The organism is Streptomyces sp. NPDC022552 (assembly GCF_055561875.1).
Genome location: NZ_JBVHGJ010000007.1, coordinates 168,431 through 183,485 on the forward strand (window position 1 = coordinate 168,431; position 15,055 = coordinate 183,485).

The window sequence follows — 15,055 nt, forward strand, 5'->3', positions numbered from 1 at the left end:
ACTTCCTGTGCATAACGACACGTACGAGAGGTTAGTGAGCACCACATGATGTCCCGATGACGGCAGACATGTCCGACAAGGCTGCGTTGCGCCGCCAACTCCTCGCGGCTCGCGCCCAGCTGACCAGCCATGATGTCGAAGCCGCGGGCGAGCTGCTCGCGCGGGGTGCGCGGGACCTGGCCGAGCTGGCGGAGGCCTCGACCGTCGCCGCCTACGTGTCGGTGGGCCGCGAGCCGGGCACGCGCGCGTTGCTGGACGCGCTGCGCGCGAACGGCGCCCGCGTCCTGCTCCCGGTCCTGCTGCCCGACAACGATCTCGACTGGGCCGCGTACGAGGGTGCGGAGCATCTGGCGAAGGCCGGCCGCGGCCTCCTGGAGCCGACCGGTCCGCGGCTCGGCCCCGAGGCCGTGTGCGCGGCGGACGTGGTCCTGCTGCCCGGCCTCGCGGTCGACGGCCGCGGGATGCGGCTCGGCCGGGGCGGCGGCTCGTACGACCGCGTCCTCGCCCGGCTGGCGCGGGCGGGCGAGGACCCGGCGCTCGTGGTGCTCCTCTACGCGAACGAGGTGGTCGCGCGGGTCCCGGAGGAACCGCACGACCACCCCGTGCACGCGGTGGTGACCCCGGAGGGGGTCAGGCGCTTCGAGCGCCCTCAGGAGCCTTCTACGGCTTGAGGAGCAGCGTGTCCTTCGTCGAGGCGTCGACCGCCGCCTTGCCGAAGGACCAGTCGAGCAGCTCGCCCTTGACCCACTTGTCGGTCTGGTCGGTGTAGTGGTCGTGGTACGCGTGACCGGAGGCGCCCGACAGGTTGATCCAGCGGGAGCGGTCCCAGTCGCCGACGTTCACGACCATCCGCATCGACGGCACCCAGACGACCTCGTAGCCGCCGGCCGCGTTCCAGCCGGTCGCGTTCACCGCCGCCTCGCCGCCACCCAGGTTCCACGGGCCGCGGTTGAGCATGGACTGGACGAAGCCGGGTCCCGCGGTGCCGAGCGTCTGGTTCTGCAGGGTCAGCTGGTGCAGCCGTCCCCAGCTCCAGGTGGAGACGTCCTTGCCGAGCTTGGCGGTCAGCTCCCAGCGGGCGTCCTCCATGGCGCGGGCGAGCAGCTGGTCACGGTTCTCGGTGGCCTGGTCCGTGCGGTTGGCCTCGGTCTTCCACCACGCGCTGTTCTCCTGCTTGAGCAGCGGGCGGACCACCTCGTACCAGCGGTCGCCGCCGTCCGGCTGCGCCGTGTCCCCGTCGCGCTCGCCGCACTCCCGTACGCGCTTGTTCTGCTCGTCGACCGGGAGGCCGGTGGAGTCGGCCGGGCGGACGCTGATGCAGTCGCCCTCGGCCCGCAGCTCCTTGGGCAGCTTGTCGCCGAAGGCGAGCTTGAGGACGTTGCGCCAGACCGCGTTGAAGTACGCGGCGGCGGCCGAGTCGGGCTCCTGCGTGTAGTCCCAGCCCTCGAGGAGCTTCTGCGCCTCACGGACGTACGGGTCCGAGATGTCGATCTTCAGCAGGAGCGGGTTGAGGAGGGTCGCGATCTCGCTGCGGTTGTCCATCTGCATGGTCCGCATGTCGTCCGGCGAGATCTTCCCGCCGTCCTTGATCTTCGACTCGATGAGGTCGTTTATCCGCTGGCTGCGCGAGCCGTAGCCCCAGTCCTCCGTCAGGAGGTGGGGGTACTTGTCGGCGTCGACGACGGCCTGGTTGGCGGTGACGATGTAGCCGCGGTCGGGGTTCTGCTCGTACGGCAGCTCGTCGTACGGGACGTAGCCCTTCCAGCGGTACGAGGAGTCCCAGCCGGGCGCCGGTACGGTGCCGTCACCCTTGGCGCGCCGCGGGATCTTGCCCGGCGCCTGGTAGCCGATGTTCTCGGCGTCGGCGTAGATCAGGTTCTGGGAGGGGACGGTGAAGTCCTCGGCCGCGGCGCGGAACTCCTTGAAGTTCTTCGCGCGGTTGAGCCTGAAGACCGCGTCCATGGACTTGCCGGGCTGCAGGGCGGTCCACTGGAGGGAGACGCCGTAGCCGGTGCCACGGTCCGGGGCGACGTTGCCGACGGGCGCCTTCTGGCCGACCTTCTCCAGCTCGGAGGAGCGGTCGGAGACCAGCGGCCCGTGCTCGGTCGAGCGGACCGTGATCTTCCGGCTGCCGCCTCCCGCGATCTTGATGGTCTCCTCGCGGGTCGTGAACGGCTTGGTCCTGCCGTCCACCACGTAGCCGTCGTCCCCGACCTTCTCCAGGTACAGGTCGGTGACGTCGGCGCCCAGGTTGGTGAAGCCCCAGGCGATGGTGTCGTTGTGTCCGATGATCACGCCCGGCATGCCGGAGAAGGTGTAGCCGGCGACGTCGTAGCGGCAGGTCGCCGAGACGGAGCGGCAGTGCAGACCCATCTGGTACCAGAGCGACGGCAGCATCGGGGCGAGGTGCGGGTCGTTGGCGAGGAGCGGCTTGCCGGAGGTCGTGTACTTCCCGGAGACGACCCACGAGTTCGAGCCGATGCCGTTGCCGTTGGGGCCGAGCAGCGCGGGGATGTCGTCGAGGGAGTCGGAGAGCGCGCCGAGCTGGGACTGCATGCCCTCCAGGGCGCCGCCCGGCGTGGTCCCGCTGCCGTCGTCGTTCTTCTTCGCCTTGGCCTTCGGGTCGAACGCGTCGGTCGCCTTGTCGACCGCGCCGTTCTGCACGATCGGCTGGTGCAGCTCGTACGGGTACCCCGGGTAGAGGTCCTTGATCTGCTGCTCGCTCAGCCGGCTCGTCATCAGGGAGCGGTCGATCTCGTCCTGCATGTTGCCGCGCAGGTCCCAGGCCATGGCCTTGAGCCAGGCCACCGAGTCGACGGGCGTCCAGGGCTCGATCGCGTAGTCGTTGGAGAAGGCGAGCGCCGCGTACTCGACGGAGATGTCGGCGGAGTCCTTGCCCTTGAGGTAGGCGTTGACGCCCTCGGCGTAGGCCTGGAGGTTCTTCTTCGTCTCCGCCGACAGGACCTTGTCGTACTCGTCCTGCGCGACCTCACGCCAGCCCAGGGTGCGCAGGAAGGCGTCGGTGTCGACCTGGCTCTTGCCGAACATCTCAGAGAGGCGGCCGGCCGTCATATGACGGCGCACGTCCATCTCGTAGAAGCGGTCCTGCGCCTGGACGTAGCCCTGCGCGCGGAAGAGGTCGGCCTCGGTGTCGGCGTAGATCTGCGGCACCCCGTAGGCGTCGCGCTTGACCTCGACCTCGCCGGAGAGGCCGTCGAGCCGGAGTTCGCCCGTCGTCTGCGGGAACGAGGCACGGACGGTGCTGACGCCCCAGTACCCGCCGAAGCCGACGCCCGCGACCAGTGCGAGGACCAGGACGAGGACGATCAGGCGGGCACGTCGCCCCTTCTTCTTGGCGGGAGGCGCGGTCGTGTTGGAGGGCATCGCTGTCCTTCGAGGGGCAGGGTGGTCCTGGAGTACGGGAGCAACCTTAGGCGCAGCCTCCGGAAGGCCCGGACGCGGTGTCACCAAGAGGGCCACCCAAGATCGCACTGGCGATCGAGGACAAGCAAGGAACGCGTCAAGAAAGCGTTAAAGATTAGGTAAGGTAACGAAGTACCGGCTGCTGGAGGAACGATCCGGCCGCACGCGAGGGGAAGGATCGGCCACTGACTGTCCACGAGCTCAATGAACTCCTGCTCATCTGCTCGCTCGTGCTGCTCATCGCTGTCGCGGCGGTGCGGATCTCGTCCCGGAGCGGGCTCCCCAGCCTGCTGCTGTATCTCGGGATCGGGGTCGCGATCGGGCAGGACGGAATCGGCAACGTCGCCTTCGACAACGCCGAACTGACCCAGGTGATCGGCTATGCCGCACTCGTGGTGATCCTGGCCGAGGGCGGCCTGGGCACCAAGTGGAAGGAGATCAAACCCGCGTTGCCCGCGGCGGTCGTGCTGTCGACCGTCGGCGTCGCGGTGAGCGTGGGCATCACGGCCGCGGCCGCCCACTATCTGGTCGGCCTGGACTGGCGCCAGGCGCTGATCATCGGCGCGGTCGTCTCCTCGACGGACGCCGCCGCCGTCTTCTCCGTCCTGCGCAAGGTGCCGCTGCCCTCGCGCGTGACCGGTGTCCTGGAGGCCGAGTCCGGCTTCAACGACGCCCCGGTCGTCATCCTCGTCGTCGCCTTCTCCGCCGTCGGCCCGGTCGACTCCTGGTACGTCCTCGTCGGCACGATCTTCCTGGAGCTGGCCATCGGCGCCGCCGTCGGCCTCGGGGTCGGCTTCCTCGGCGCCTTCGGACTGCGGCACGTCGCCCTGCCCGCCTCCGGCCTCTACCCGATCGCCGTCATGGCCATCGCCGTCACGGCGTACGCGGCGGGCGCCCTGGCCCACGGCTCCGGCTTCCTCGCCGTCTACCTGGCCGCGATGGTCCTCGGCAACGCGAAGCTGCCGCACGCCCCCGCCAACCGCGGCTTCGCCGAGGGTCTCGGCTGGATCGCCCAGATCGGCATGTTCGTCCTGCTCGGCCTGCTGGTCACCCCGACCAAGCTGGCCGACGACTTCTGGCCCGCCGTGGTCATCGGCCTGGTCCTGACGGTGGTGGCGCGGCCCATGGAGGTCTTCGTCAGCCTGCTGCCGTTCCGTATCCCCTGGCAGGAACAGGCCCTGATGTCCTGGGCCGGCCTGCGCGGAGCGGTCCCCATCATTCTCGCCACCATCCCCATGGTGTCCGGGATCGAGGGCAGCGAGCGTGTCTTCAACATCGTCTTCGTGCTCGTCGTCGTCTACACCCTCGTCCAGGGCCCGACGCTGCCCTGGCTGGCCAAGGCGCTGAAGCTGGGCGGCTCCTCCGAGGCCGCCGACCTGGGCGTCGAGTCGGCCCCGCTGGAGCGGCTGCGCGGACACCTGCTGTCCGTCGCCATCCCGGAGGGCTCGAAGATGCACGGCGTGGAGGTCGCGGAGCTGCGCCTCCCGGCCGGGGCCGCGGTCACCCTCGTCGTACGCGAGGAGAAGAGCTTCGTGCCCGGTCCGGCGACCGTGCTGCGGTACAACGACGAACTCCTCGTCATCGCGACCGACCCGGTGCGGGACGCCACCGAGCGGCGGCTGCGGTCCGTCGGACAGGGCGGAAAGCTGGCCGGCTGGCTGGGGACGGGCGGCGCGACGGCCGTGTCGGCGCCCAAGGGGCCGCACTCGCACTGGCCGCATCTGCCCTTCACCAAGCGAACGTCCGGTTAATCACAGGCGCAGTTTCGAACGAAAGGGCGTTTTCCCAGGCGGGAAGACGCCCTTTCCCTGTACCATGAAGGCACACTAGATCGAACCAACTCTGCCTGACGCAGAGCTGGCGCGACCGTATGGCGGCCGTGAAGCCCTCCGCAGTGGGGCCCGGTATCTACCGCAGTTCCGCGCATGAGGACAGCTCTCGGCGGCGCCCGCACCACCGTGCACGGGCGCGCTACCAGGCGGCAGAAAGGCAAGGACCGTGGTGTCCACGGTCACTTCTGACACGCCTGACACGTCCGCGACGAAGACGGACATGGCCGACGTACCCGGCACGACCGGGCAGACCGGCGAGACGGGCAAGGCCACGAAGGCCTCCGGCAGGCGTGCCGGATACGGGCAGCTCCTGCGCACCCCCGGAGCGCTGTCGTTCCTGCTCCCCGGCTTCGCCGCCCGGCAGCCGTTCGCGATGCTGACGATCGGCATCGTCCTGCTCGTCCAGCACACCACCGGCTCGTACGGCAGCGCCGGCGCGGTCGCCGCCGTCACCGGCGTCTCCATGGCGATGTTCGCCCCGCAGAGCGGCAAGCTCGCCGACCGCTTCGGTCAGCGCGCCGTCCTGGTCCCCGGAGTACTGATCCACTCCGCCGCCGTCTCCCTCCTCGTCGTGCTCGCCCTGGCGGGCGCCCCGATGTGGGCCCTCTTCCTCGCCGCCGTACCGGCCGGCGCCTCCGTCCCGCAGATCGGGCCGATGGTCCGCGCCCGCTGGGCGGCGAAGCTGGAGAACTCCCCGCTGATGCCGACGGCCGCGGCCTTCGAGTCGGTCACGGACGAGTTCACCTTCGTCGTCGGTCCCGTCCTCGCCACCGCGCTCTGCACCGGCGTGCACCCGGCGGCCGGTCTGATCGCCGAGGCGGCGCTCACGCTCTTCGGCGGTCTGTTCTTCGCCGCCCAGCGGAGCACCCAGCCCGCCCACGGCCTCATCGCGGCCGCCGCCGGCGAGCCGCGCGTCTCCGCCCTGTCGATCCCCGGCGTACGAGTTCTGGCCATCGCCTTCCTGGGCATCGGCTCGGTCTTCGGCGGTATGCAGGTCTCGCTGACCGCGTTCTCCGAGGAGATCGGCAACCCGGGCGCCAACGGTCTGCTGTACGGGATCTTCGCCGCGGGCAACATGCTCGCGGGCATCGCGTGCGGCGCCATCGCCTGGAAGATCGGCCCGCGCAAGCGTCTGATCCTGGGCTACGCCGGACTGACCGTGGCGGCCTCGCTGCTCTGGTCGGCGCAGTCCGTGCTGCTGCTCGGCGCGCTCGGCCTGATCGTGGGTCTGTGCATCGCCCCGGCCCTGATCACGGGCTACACCATCGTCGAGACCCTGGTCCCGGCCTCCGCCAGGACCGAGGCCTTCACCTGGCTCACCGGCGCCGTGGCGCTGGGGCAGGCGGCGGCCGTCACGGTCGCCGGCCGCCTCGCCGACGAGCAGGGCTCGAGCGCCGGATTCCTGGTGCCGCTTGTGGGCACGGCGCTCGCCCTGGCCACGCTCCTGGCGCTGCGCTCGCGGCTGGCCCCCCGGGCGTCGGGCCGGGTCGCGGCGCGTGGTATCGGTCACCGAGTGCCGGTGACGGTGGACTGATCCCGCGGAATACGTCACTATGGATCGTCGTTAGCACTCGATGAGTGTGAGTGCCAGGAGGAAGACAAGTGCCGACCTACCAGTACCAGTGCACCGAGTGCGGCGAGGGCCTCGAGGCGGTGCAGAAGTTCACCGATGACGCGCTGACCGAGTGCCCGAGCTGCAAGGGACGCCTGAAGAAGGTGTTCTCGGCGGTCGGCATCGTCTTCAAGGGTTCCGGCTTCTACCGGAACGACAGCCGCGGCTCGTCGAGCTCCAGCTCGCCCGCCTCGTCGTCGTCGAAGTCCGCCGCGTCGTCGACCTCCTCGTCGTCGTCCTCGGACGCGAAGCCGGCCGCTTCGTCGAGCTCGTCCGCGTCCTCGACGTCGAGCGCGTCGAGCTCCAGCTCGGCCGCCTGATCCAGGTCTCTCGACCCCGGTTCTCACGGAAGCCCCACCGCTGTGCGCGGTGGGGCTTTCGTCGCTCTTCGGGCGCCGATGAGCCGTCCCTCGCACCCGATCTTCGCGCCGAAAAACCGTTCTTCGGGCCGATAATGTGACCGCCATGGCGACCAACGCGTTTGCGGACATCGGTGTGATCGGCGGCTCGGGCTTCTACTCCTTTCTGGAGGACGTGACGGAGGTGTCCGTCGACACCCCGTACGGCAGCCCCAGCGACCGCCTCTTCCTCGGCGAGGTGGCGGGACGGCGGGTCGCCTTCCTGCCCCGGCACGGCCGGGGCCACACGCTGCCGCCGCACCGGATCAACTACCGCGCCAACCTGTGGGCGCTGCGCTCCGTGGGTGTACGGCAGGTGCTCGGACCGTGCGCGGTGGGTGGCCTGCGGGAGGAGTACGGGCCCGGCACCCTCGTCGTACCGGACCAGCTGGTCGACCGGACGAAGACGCGGACGCAGACGTACTTCGACGGGGAGCCGCTGCCGGAGGCCTGGGGCGGGGCCGTGCCGAACGTCGTGCACACCACCTTCGCCGACCCCTACTGCCCGGACGGTCGGCGGGTGGCCCTGAAGGCGGCCCGGGGGAAGGGCTGGGAGCCGGTGGACGGCGGCACGATGGTCGTCGTCGAGGGGCCCCGGTTCTCCACCCGCGCGGAGTCGCGCTGGCATGCGGCGGCGGGCTGGTCGGTGGTCGGCATGACCGGGCACCCGGAGGCGGTCCTCGCCCGGGAGCTGGGGCTCTGCTACACCTCGCTGGCGCTGGTCACGGACCTGGACGCGGGCGCGGAGACCGGCGACGGGGTCTCGCACACGGAGGTCATGCGGGTGTTCGGCGCGAACGTGGGGCGGCTGCGGGAGGTGCTCTTCGACGCGGTGGGCGCGCTGCCGGACACGGCGGACCGGGACTGCCTGTGCACGCACGCGCACGACGGCTGGGACCTGGGGATCGAGCTTCCGTAGTCGCGTCGGCAATCCCCCTGGGGAGTGAGGGAGTTGTCCACGGGCGGCGGGTGATCCACAGGCCGCGGCGGGATGTTCGCGGAGCCGGGATGGTGGGAGCTGTTCTCCGGACGGCCGGAGGACGGTACGACTCCTTCCCGACAGGCGGTGCTGCCATGACGACCTCAGCTCTCCCCGGCCCTCTTCCTTACGCCGACCACTCCCCCGTTCCCGCGACGTGCGCGGTCCCGCCGTTCGAACCGTTGCGGGTACGGGGCGGGCGGCTGCGGCTGCGACGGGCGCTGCGGCGCCGGCGGCGGGCCCCGGCGGCGGTCCTCGCGATGAGCGTGGCCGCGTTGGCGGTCGCGGGCGGGGGCGAGGTCTCCGCCGGCCATCCCCCGCCCACGGAGACGCGGGAGCGGCACCGGCCGCCTGTGGTGCGGCTGGTGTCGGCGCCGGTACGGATCGCCGACGCGGAAGCCGTGCGGCTGCTGCGGCCCGGCGACCTGGTGGATGTGATCGCGGCGCCCAACTCTCCGATGGGCGGAGGCAGTAGCGGGGACGGTGGGGCGCGCGTGGTCGCCAGGGGTGCCCGAGTGGCCGACGTTCCGGCCATGGGCGAGACTCGTTCGGACGGTGGGGCGTTGGTCGTCCTGTCCGTTCCACGGTCGACGGCTACGGCTCTGGCGGGCGCGGGTGTCACGTCCCAACTGGCGGTGACATTGTGCTGATTCGCACGGACTGCCTGTCAAGTAACCGTTCCGTGTGTACGGATTGGACGCATCTGCGTCGTTCGCTGCCTAATGGCAGCGCTACTTGCACGACTTCATGCACAAGCGACGAAGGGCACCCTGGTGAGTCCGAAGAACGAAGGCGTGGTGGCAGGCTTCAAGGCCTTCCTCATGCGCGGCAATGTGATCGACCTCGCGGTGGCGGTGGTCATCGGTGCCGCGTTCACCAACATCGTGAACTCGGTGGTGAAGGGTGTCATCAACCCGCTGGTCGGCGCCTTCGGTACGAAGGACCTGGAGAGCTACCGGTCCTGCCTCAAGGGTCCGTGTGTGGTCGACGACGCGGGGAACGTGGTCTCCGGCATCCCGATCATGTGGGGCCTGGTGCTCAGCGCCGTCCTCAGTTTCCTGATCACGGCGGCCGTCGTCTACTTCCTGATGGTGCTTCCCATGGCGAAGTACCTGGCCAGGCGGGCCGCCCACGACAAGGCGAAGCAGGGCGTCCAGGAGACGCTGGAGATCAGCGAGCTGGAGGTCCTGAAGGAGATCCGCGACCTGCTCGTCGCCCAGCGGGGCCCGAACTCGGGCAACGAGAACGGGACGGGTACGGGAACTGGTACGGGCCCGGGAACGGGCTCCGGAGGAAGCGGCACCGGCTCCGGCTCCGGTGGAAGCGGCACCGGGACCGGCACCGGGACGCACCCCACCCCCTAGCCGGCGACTCGCACCGGCATCAGAGGTGGTGCGGCGGCTTCTCTTCGAGGAACCGCGCGAGATCGGCGGCACTGTCGCTGCCACCGTGAGGCCGCTCGCCCCACCCGCGGTCCGTATCGTCCGCGGACTGCTGGTCCAGCGGATCGTCGAAGATCAGCTTCGGCTTCGTGGTGTTCTCGGGGTCGGACTCATTGCCGGGCTGCTTCGGGTCTCGCGGTCCGTGGGCGGGGGCGGTGCTCATAGGTCCAGGGTACGCCGGGTGCGCGGCCCTGAACCCGGCGATTTCGGCGGTCCCGGCGGCCCGGTCGGCGGTCGTGTGCCGACCGGTCAGCGGTCCTTCGGGTCGAGCAGCCAGAGGCCGAGGACGACGAGGAACGACAGGACGAGGAAGCCGGCCCCCCACCAGGCCGTTCCGGTGTCCCCGGCCATCCACTCGTCGACCACGATCGTCAGCCCCCAGAGCTGGCCGATGACGACGGTGAGGGCCAGGGCCAGGCGGGCGCTCAGTTTCGACGACCGCTCGGGCTCCTGCTCCGTACCGGCGCCCGGGCCCGGGCCGGTATGGCGGACCCGGGGGTCGCCGTATCCGCTGGTGGGCCGGATCTGCGGGTAGCGCTCGTGGACCGGGCGGTTCAGCCGGGGCTGCGCGCTCCCGGGGGTGTAGGCGGGGCGGGGCGGCTGCCCGGGCGCGGCGCCGGGGCCCCGGTCGGGGGCGCCAGGAGAGCGGTCGGGGACCTCGGGGTCCCGGGGGAAGGGCGTGTCGGTCATGTGCGCTCGCTCCTCGTGACGGCGCCGCGCGCGGAGGCGCCCGGGCAGCCGAGGCGCTCGGCCAGATCCGGTCGCTCGTCCCCGAGCTGACGGCACAGGCTCTCCTGGACGCTCTCCCCGGAGCGGGTGGTGCCGATGGCCCAGACACTGCCGTCGGCCTCCTCCACCAGGATCACCTTCGGCAGCGCCCGCGGGGGTGGGCCCGCGGTCACCTCTCCCGTACGGGCGTCGAAGATCCCTTCGTGGCAGGGGCAGTACAGCTCGCCCTCGCTGCCGCGGTCCTTGCGCCAGAGCACGGCGCAGGCGAGGTGGGTGCAGACGGCCGAGTAGCCGGCGAGGGTGCCGTCCTCCATACGGATCGCGACCGCGCGGTCCGCCTCCTCGGGGTAGCGGAAGGCGAGGGACTCGCCGGGCAGGAGCTGGTCGGCGATCTTCTTCGGTTCGGGCGTCCCGTCGGAGTCGCCGTGGCGGTGGAGGATCCCGGAGGCGACGCCGATGCCTCCGATGGCAAGGCCGCCGGAGACGGTGGCGACGATCCGGAGGTAGTCGCGCCGGGTGGTGAGCGAGTCGGCGGCGATGCGGTCGTGCAGCGCCTCCTGGGCGGCGTCGGCCGCGCCCTGGCCCTCGGCGGGGGGCTGCTCGGTGACGCTCATCAGACAGCCTTCCCGTTGATCTCGACGACGGGGAGCCCGCCGGGGACCGGCCACTGGACCTTGTCGGCGGGGACGACCATCGCCACTCCGGTGGAGACGGTCGTCGAGCCGAAGGTGAAGGAGTCGGCGACCTGGACGCCGGGCCGCTCGGCCTGGAGCTCTTCGAGGGTTCCGTAGAAGAGCGCGCCGGTGGGGCAGACCGTGGCGCACATCGGGGCGAGTCCGTAGGCGGTGCGGTCGTAGCAGAGGTTGCACTTCATCTGAAGCTTCGCCTGGAGGTCGATCTTCGGGACGCCGAAGGGGCAGGCGTTGACGCAGTTGGCGCAGCCGATGCAGCGGGTGGTGTCGGCCTGCTGCACCACCCCGTCGGCGGTGACGAGGATGGCGTCGGCGGGGCAGACCTCGGCACAGGGGGCGACCGGGTCCTCGCAGTGCATGCAGACCGTGGGAAGGGAGGCGACGGAGTGCCCCTCGTCGGGGTAGTCGAGATGGATCATCGACTTCCCGCGGTGCGAGTCGCACTCGCGGCAGGCCGAGACACACGCCTGGCAGCCGATGCAGCGCCCCGGGTCGATGAAGATCGTGCGGCCCATCATGAGCGGCGTCAGCTCCTCTCCGAGGTGCCACGGCCCTGCGGGGACGTGGGCGGCAGCGGGTCGGTACGGGAGACCTGCGTCTCCGGGTAGGCGTGGTGCCCGGGGGCGGTCGGGGGTTCGGGCACCTCGTCGATCCGCTCCGCGGCCTCGATGCGGGCCGCGCAGACCTTGTACTCGGGGATCTTGGATCGGGGGTCGAGGGCGTCGATGGTGAGGGCGTTGGCGGCGGTGGGGACCGGCCAGTGGTACGGCACGAAGACGGTGTCGGGGCGGATCGCCTCGGTGACCAGGGCGGGGAAGACCTCGCTGCCGCGGCGGGTGACCACGCGGACGGGTTCGCCGTTGCGGAAGCCGTGGGAGGGGTGGACCTCCACCCAGGGCCGCGGGGTCTGTTCGACGAGGGCGCCCAGGCGACGGGTCTGGTTGCCGGAGAGGAAGTGGGCGACGGTGCGGCCGGTGGTGAGCGAGAGGGGGTACTCCTCGCTGTACGGGTCCATCGGCGGGTGCCATTCGACGACCTGCATATGGATCTTGCCGTCCGGGTGGTAGGTCCTGCCGTCCTCGAAGAGGCGCGGGGTGCCCGGGTGGTCGGTGGCGGGGCAGGGCCAGGCGATGCCGCCGGTCTCCTCCAGGCGTTCGTAGGTGATGCCGTAGTAGTCGTTGACCGTTCCGGCCGACGCGACGCGGAGCTCCTCGAACACCGAGCGGGAGTCGGGGAAGGCGAACTTGTCCCCTGCGTCGAGGCGCCTGGCGAGCTCGCAGATCACCCAGGTGTCGGTGTGGACCCCGGCGGGCGGTTCCTGCGCCTTGTTGTGCTTGACGACCCGCGCCTCGGCGTTGGCCATCACGCCTTCGTCCTCGGCCCAGACGGTGACCGGGAAGACGACGTGCGCGTTGGCCGCGGTCTCGGAGAGGAAGAAGTCGAACTGGGCGTGGAACTGGAGGGTGTCGTAGCCGTTCTTGACGGTCCCGTAGTTGGGGAGGGAGACGAAGGGGTTGTTGCAGATGCCGATCAGTCCGCGGATCTCCTCGCGCTGCATCTGCCAGACCATCTCCATCATGGAGGTGCCGGCGGGCGGGAGTTCGGACTCCTCGATGCCCCAGATCTCGCAGATCTGGCGTCGGTGCTCGGGGTTGGTGATCGAGCGGCCGCCGGGCAGCAGGTCGGACTTCTGGCCGTGCTCCCGGCCGCCCTGACCGTTGCCCTGGCCGGTGATGGTGCCGTAGCCGGCGCCCGGCTTGCCGATGTTCCCGGTGGCGGTGCACAGATTGATGATCGTCAGGCAGTTCTCGACGCCCTGGGAGTGGTGCTCGACGCCGCGGGCGTGCCAGGCCATGGCCCGGTCCGCGCCGGCGAACATCCGGGCGGTGCGCACGATCTGCTCCTCGGGCACGCCGCAGACCTCGGCCGAGCGGGACGGCGGGTAGGCCTCGACGGTCCTCTTCACCTCGTCCCAGCCGGTGGTGTGGGCGGCGAGATAGGCGTCGTCGGTGAGGCCCTCGGCGACGATCACATGCAGGACGGCGTTGAAGAACGCGGAGTCGGTGCCCGGCTTGATCGCGACATGGAGGTCGGCGGTGCGGGCGATCGCCGTCTCACGGGGGTCGACGACGATCAGGGACGCTCCGCGGTCCCGGGCTCCCCAGAGGTACTGGGTCATCACGGGGAAGCATTCGCCGACGTTGGAGCCGGCGATGAGGAGGCAGTCCGTGAGGAGGATGTCGGAGAACGGGTTGCCGGCCCGGTCGATGCCGAAGGCCAGCTTGTTGGCTCCGGCGGCGGAGACCATGCACAGGCGCCCGTTGTAGTCGACGTGCCGGGACTTGAGGGCCACGCGGGCGAACTTGCCGACAAGATAAGTCTTCTCGGAGTAGAGGCTCGCCCCGCCGAGCAGGCCGAAGGAGTCGTTGCCGTACTCGGCCTGGATGCGGCGGATCTCGGCGACGGTGAAGTCGAGCGCCTCCTCCCAGCTCGCCTCGCGGAACTCCTCGTCGCGGTTGCGGCGCATCAGCGGGGCGGTGAGCCGGTCGGGGTGGTTGACCTGCTGATAGGCGTTGATGCCCTTGGGGCAGAGCCGCATCCGGTTGATGTCGTGGTTGCGGGGTTCCACACCGAAGACCTTGCCGCCGTTGTCGACACGGAGGTACATCCCGCACTGGACGCCGCAGAAGCAGCAGTGGGTGGGGACGAGCGTCTCGCCGTTCTGGTCGGCGTGCCAGCGGTCGGCGGGGATGCCGCCGGCGTCCCGGAAGTTACGGGTGCCGGGCGGGGCGATCGAGGGGTCGAGGGGGAGCTGCTGGTGCCGGCCCACGTGCTGCTGGGTCACTTGAAGCCCTTCTTGACGTGGGTCAGATAGGCGCTGCCGCGCATCACGCGCTTGCAGCGGGGGCAGTACTCGGGCCCTTGGTCGAAGCCGAGCTTGAGGTCGCGCATGGTGCCCTGCAGGTTCTCGACGTAGGGAGCGGTGTCGATGGGTTCCTGGCAGCGGCGGCAGGCGAGCACCTCGTCGCCTTCCTTGCGGCGGGAGGTGTACTTGAAGAGCTGCATACCGACGGCCGCGGGCCGCTGCACGATGTGGAAGAACTTCCCGAACGGGATGTAGATGAGGGTGAAGACCACCGACACCATGTGCAGGATCGCCAGGAACTCGTAGCCACCGCCGTGCAGGAAGATCGACGAGAAGGTGAGCAGGAGCCCGGTCACGGAGATGACGATGAGGGCGATCAGCGGGACCAGGTCGTAGGCGAAGCGCTGGCCGGTGATGGCGCCGCGGTCCTTCATCCGGCGCCACAGGAAGTAGGCGGCGCCGGGGATGACGAGGACGGCGGCGACGTCGAGGCCGTGGAACATCAGCCAGCCGACGATGTTCAGGGAGTCGAAGCCGAGGACCTTGAAGCCCCAGATGCGCATCTCGTAGCCGGGCCCCGACCCGGTGGACGAGGTGAAGGTGAACCAGCCCCAGGTGAGCGGGAAAGTGATCAGGGCGGCCAGGATGCAGCCCCAGAAGATCAGCTGATGTGCCGCCCAGCGGGCGTGGGACCGGGCGCCGAGGAACTTCTGGAAGCCGAGATAGGTGGCGGTCATCTTCGGCAGCGCGGTGGGGGCCTTGCGGAAGTTGGCGGCCGAGAAGAAGGAACGCCAGCCCTGCCTGAAGAGACGGCGGGCGCCCGGCGCGGAGATCCAGACGGTGTAGCGGTAGGCCACGCCGAAGGCGAGGAAGACGGTGGCGACGGCGTACGGGAGGAGCGCCGAGTCGAAGTCGCGCAGTAGCCGGCTGCCGAGGACGATCGCGACGATCAGCAGCGCGGAGACGGCGGTTCCGGCGAGCGCGGCCCGGCGGCGTACGTCGGCGGGTGTCTGGACGACGGGCGCGGGGCTCTGCGGTTGCTCGGTCAGGGGTGGCTCGGTCACGCGGACACGCTAGGACGA

General features: G+C 70.4%; 14 protein-coding genes. 7 read left to right on the forward strand and 7 right to left on the reverse strand.

Annotated features, from left to right (window positions below; all coding sequences use genetic code 11):
* Window positions 1-56 precede the first annotated feature (56 nt).
* The gene (locus ACZ3OF_RS20415) at window positions 57-671 is read left to right on the forward strand and encodes a 5-formyltetrahydrofolate cyclo-ligase (protein WP_467306015.1); all 615 of its coding nucleotides are present in this window, start codon (window positions 57-59) and stop codon (window positions 669-671) included.
* Here ACZ3OF_RS20415 and ACZ3OF_RS20420 read toward each other — a convergent pair.
* Entirely contained in the window at window positions 661-3,384 is a 2,724-nt protein-coding gene (locus ACZ3OF_RS20420) for a penicillin acylase family protein (RefSeq protein WP_361671833.1), read from the reverse strand. The two genes, ACZ3OF_RS20415 and ACZ3OF_RS20420, sit on opposite strands and share 11 nt — an antisense overlap.
* A gap of 269 nt (window positions 3,385-3,653) precedes the next feature.
* Between ACZ3OF_RS20420 and ACZ3OF_RS20425 the strand changes: the two genes are divergently transcribed.
* From ACZ3OF_RS20425 to mscL, 6 genes are all read left to right on the forward strand, one after another.
* Window positions 3,654-5,174: a potassium/proton antiporter gene (locus ACZ3OF_RS20425; RefSeq protein ID WP_361671829.1), complete on the forward strand. Its 1,521-nt coding sequence runs from the start codon at window positions 3,654-3,656 to the stop codon at window positions 5,172-5,174.
* Window positions 5,175-5,475: 301 nt separating this feature from the next.
* On the forward strand, window positions 5,476-6,789 hold the full coding sequence (locus ACZ3OF_RS20430; RefSeq protein ID WP_361671825.1) for an MFS transporter: 1,314 nt from the start codon (window positions 5,476-5,478) through the stop codon (window positions 6,787-6,789).
* A 68-nt stretch (window positions 6,790-6,857) separates the two neighbouring features.
* Entirely contained in the window at window positions 6,858-7,187 is a 330-nt protein-coding gene (locus ACZ3OF_RS20435) for an FmdB family zinc ribbon protein (RefSeq protein WP_361671823.1), read from the forward strand.
* A gap of 145 nt (window positions 7,188-7,332) precedes the next feature.
* The gene (locus tag ACZ3OF_RS20440) at window positions 7,333-8,184 is read left to right on the forward strand and encodes an S-methyl-5'-thioadenosine phosphorylase (RefSeq protein ID WP_361671821.1); all 852 of its coding nucleotides are present in this window, start codon (window positions 7,333-7,335) and stop codon (window positions 8,182-8,184) included.
* 155 nt (window positions 8,185-8,339) lie between these two features.
* Window positions 8,340-8,894, forward strand: a complete 555-nt coding sequence (locus ACZ3OF_RS20445; RefSeq protein ID WP_361671818.1) for a hypothetical protein — start codon at window positions 8,340-8,342, stop codon at window positions 8,892-8,894.
* A gap of 123 nt (window positions 8,895-9,017) precedes the next feature.
* A complete protein-coding gene (gene mscL, locus ACZ3OF_RS20450; protein WP_467306020.1) occupies window positions 9,018-9,608 on the forward strand; it encodes a large conductance mechanosensitive channel protein MscL in 591 nt (196 codons plus the stop codon).
* Between the two features lie 19 nt (window positions 9,609-9,627).
* Here the strand turns inward: mscL and ACZ3OF_RS20455 are convergent, their stop codons facing one another.
* From ACZ3OF_RS20455 to ACZ3OF_RS20480, 6 genes are all read right to left on the reverse strand, one after another.
* The gene (locus tag ACZ3OF_RS20455; RefSeq protein WP_361671814.1) at window positions 9,628-9,849 is read right to left on the reverse strand and encodes a hypothetical protein; all 222 of its coding nucleotides are present in this window, start codon (window positions 9,847-9,849) and stop codon (window positions 9,628-9,630) included.
* Window positions 9,850-9,935: 86 nt separating this feature from the next.
* Window positions 9,936-10,376: a hypothetical protein gene (locus ACZ3OF_RS20460; protein ID WP_361671811.1), complete on the reverse strand. Its 441-nt coding sequence runs from the start codon at window positions 10,374-10,376 to the stop codon at window positions 9,936-9,938.
* Window positions 10,373-11,029, reverse strand: coding sequence for a Rieske (2Fe-2S) protein (locus tag ACZ3OF_RS20465; RefSeq protein WP_361671809.1), 657 nt, complete (start codon window positions 11,027-11,029; stop codon window positions 10,373-10,375). Before ACZ3OF_RS20465 ends, ACZ3OF_RS20460 begins: the two co-directional genes overlap by 4 nt.
* Complete coding sequence (locus ACZ3OF_RS20470; RefSeq protein ID WP_361671807.1) at window positions 11,029-11,625, reverse strand: 4Fe-4S dicluster domain-containing protein; 597 nt, start codon at window positions 11,623-11,625, stop codon at window positions 11,029-11,031. Before ACZ3OF_RS20470 ends, ACZ3OF_RS20465 begins: the two co-directional genes overlap by 1 nt.
* Before the next feature lie 8 nt (window positions 11,626-11,633).
* Entirely contained in the window at window positions 11,634-13,952 is a 2,319-nt protein-coding gene (locus tag ACZ3OF_RS20475; protein WP_467306024.1) for a molybdopterin oxidoreductase family protein, read from the reverse strand.
* Window positions 13,949-15,022, reverse strand: coding sequence for an MFS transporter (locus tag ACZ3OF_RS20480; RefSeq protein WP_467306180.1), 1,074 nt, complete (start codon window positions 15,020-15,022; stop codon window positions 13,949-13,951). The genes ACZ3OF_RS20475 and ACZ3OF_RS20480 overlap by 4 nt, the downstream gene beginning before the upstream one ends.
* Window positions 15,023-15,055 lie beyond the last annotated feature (33 nt).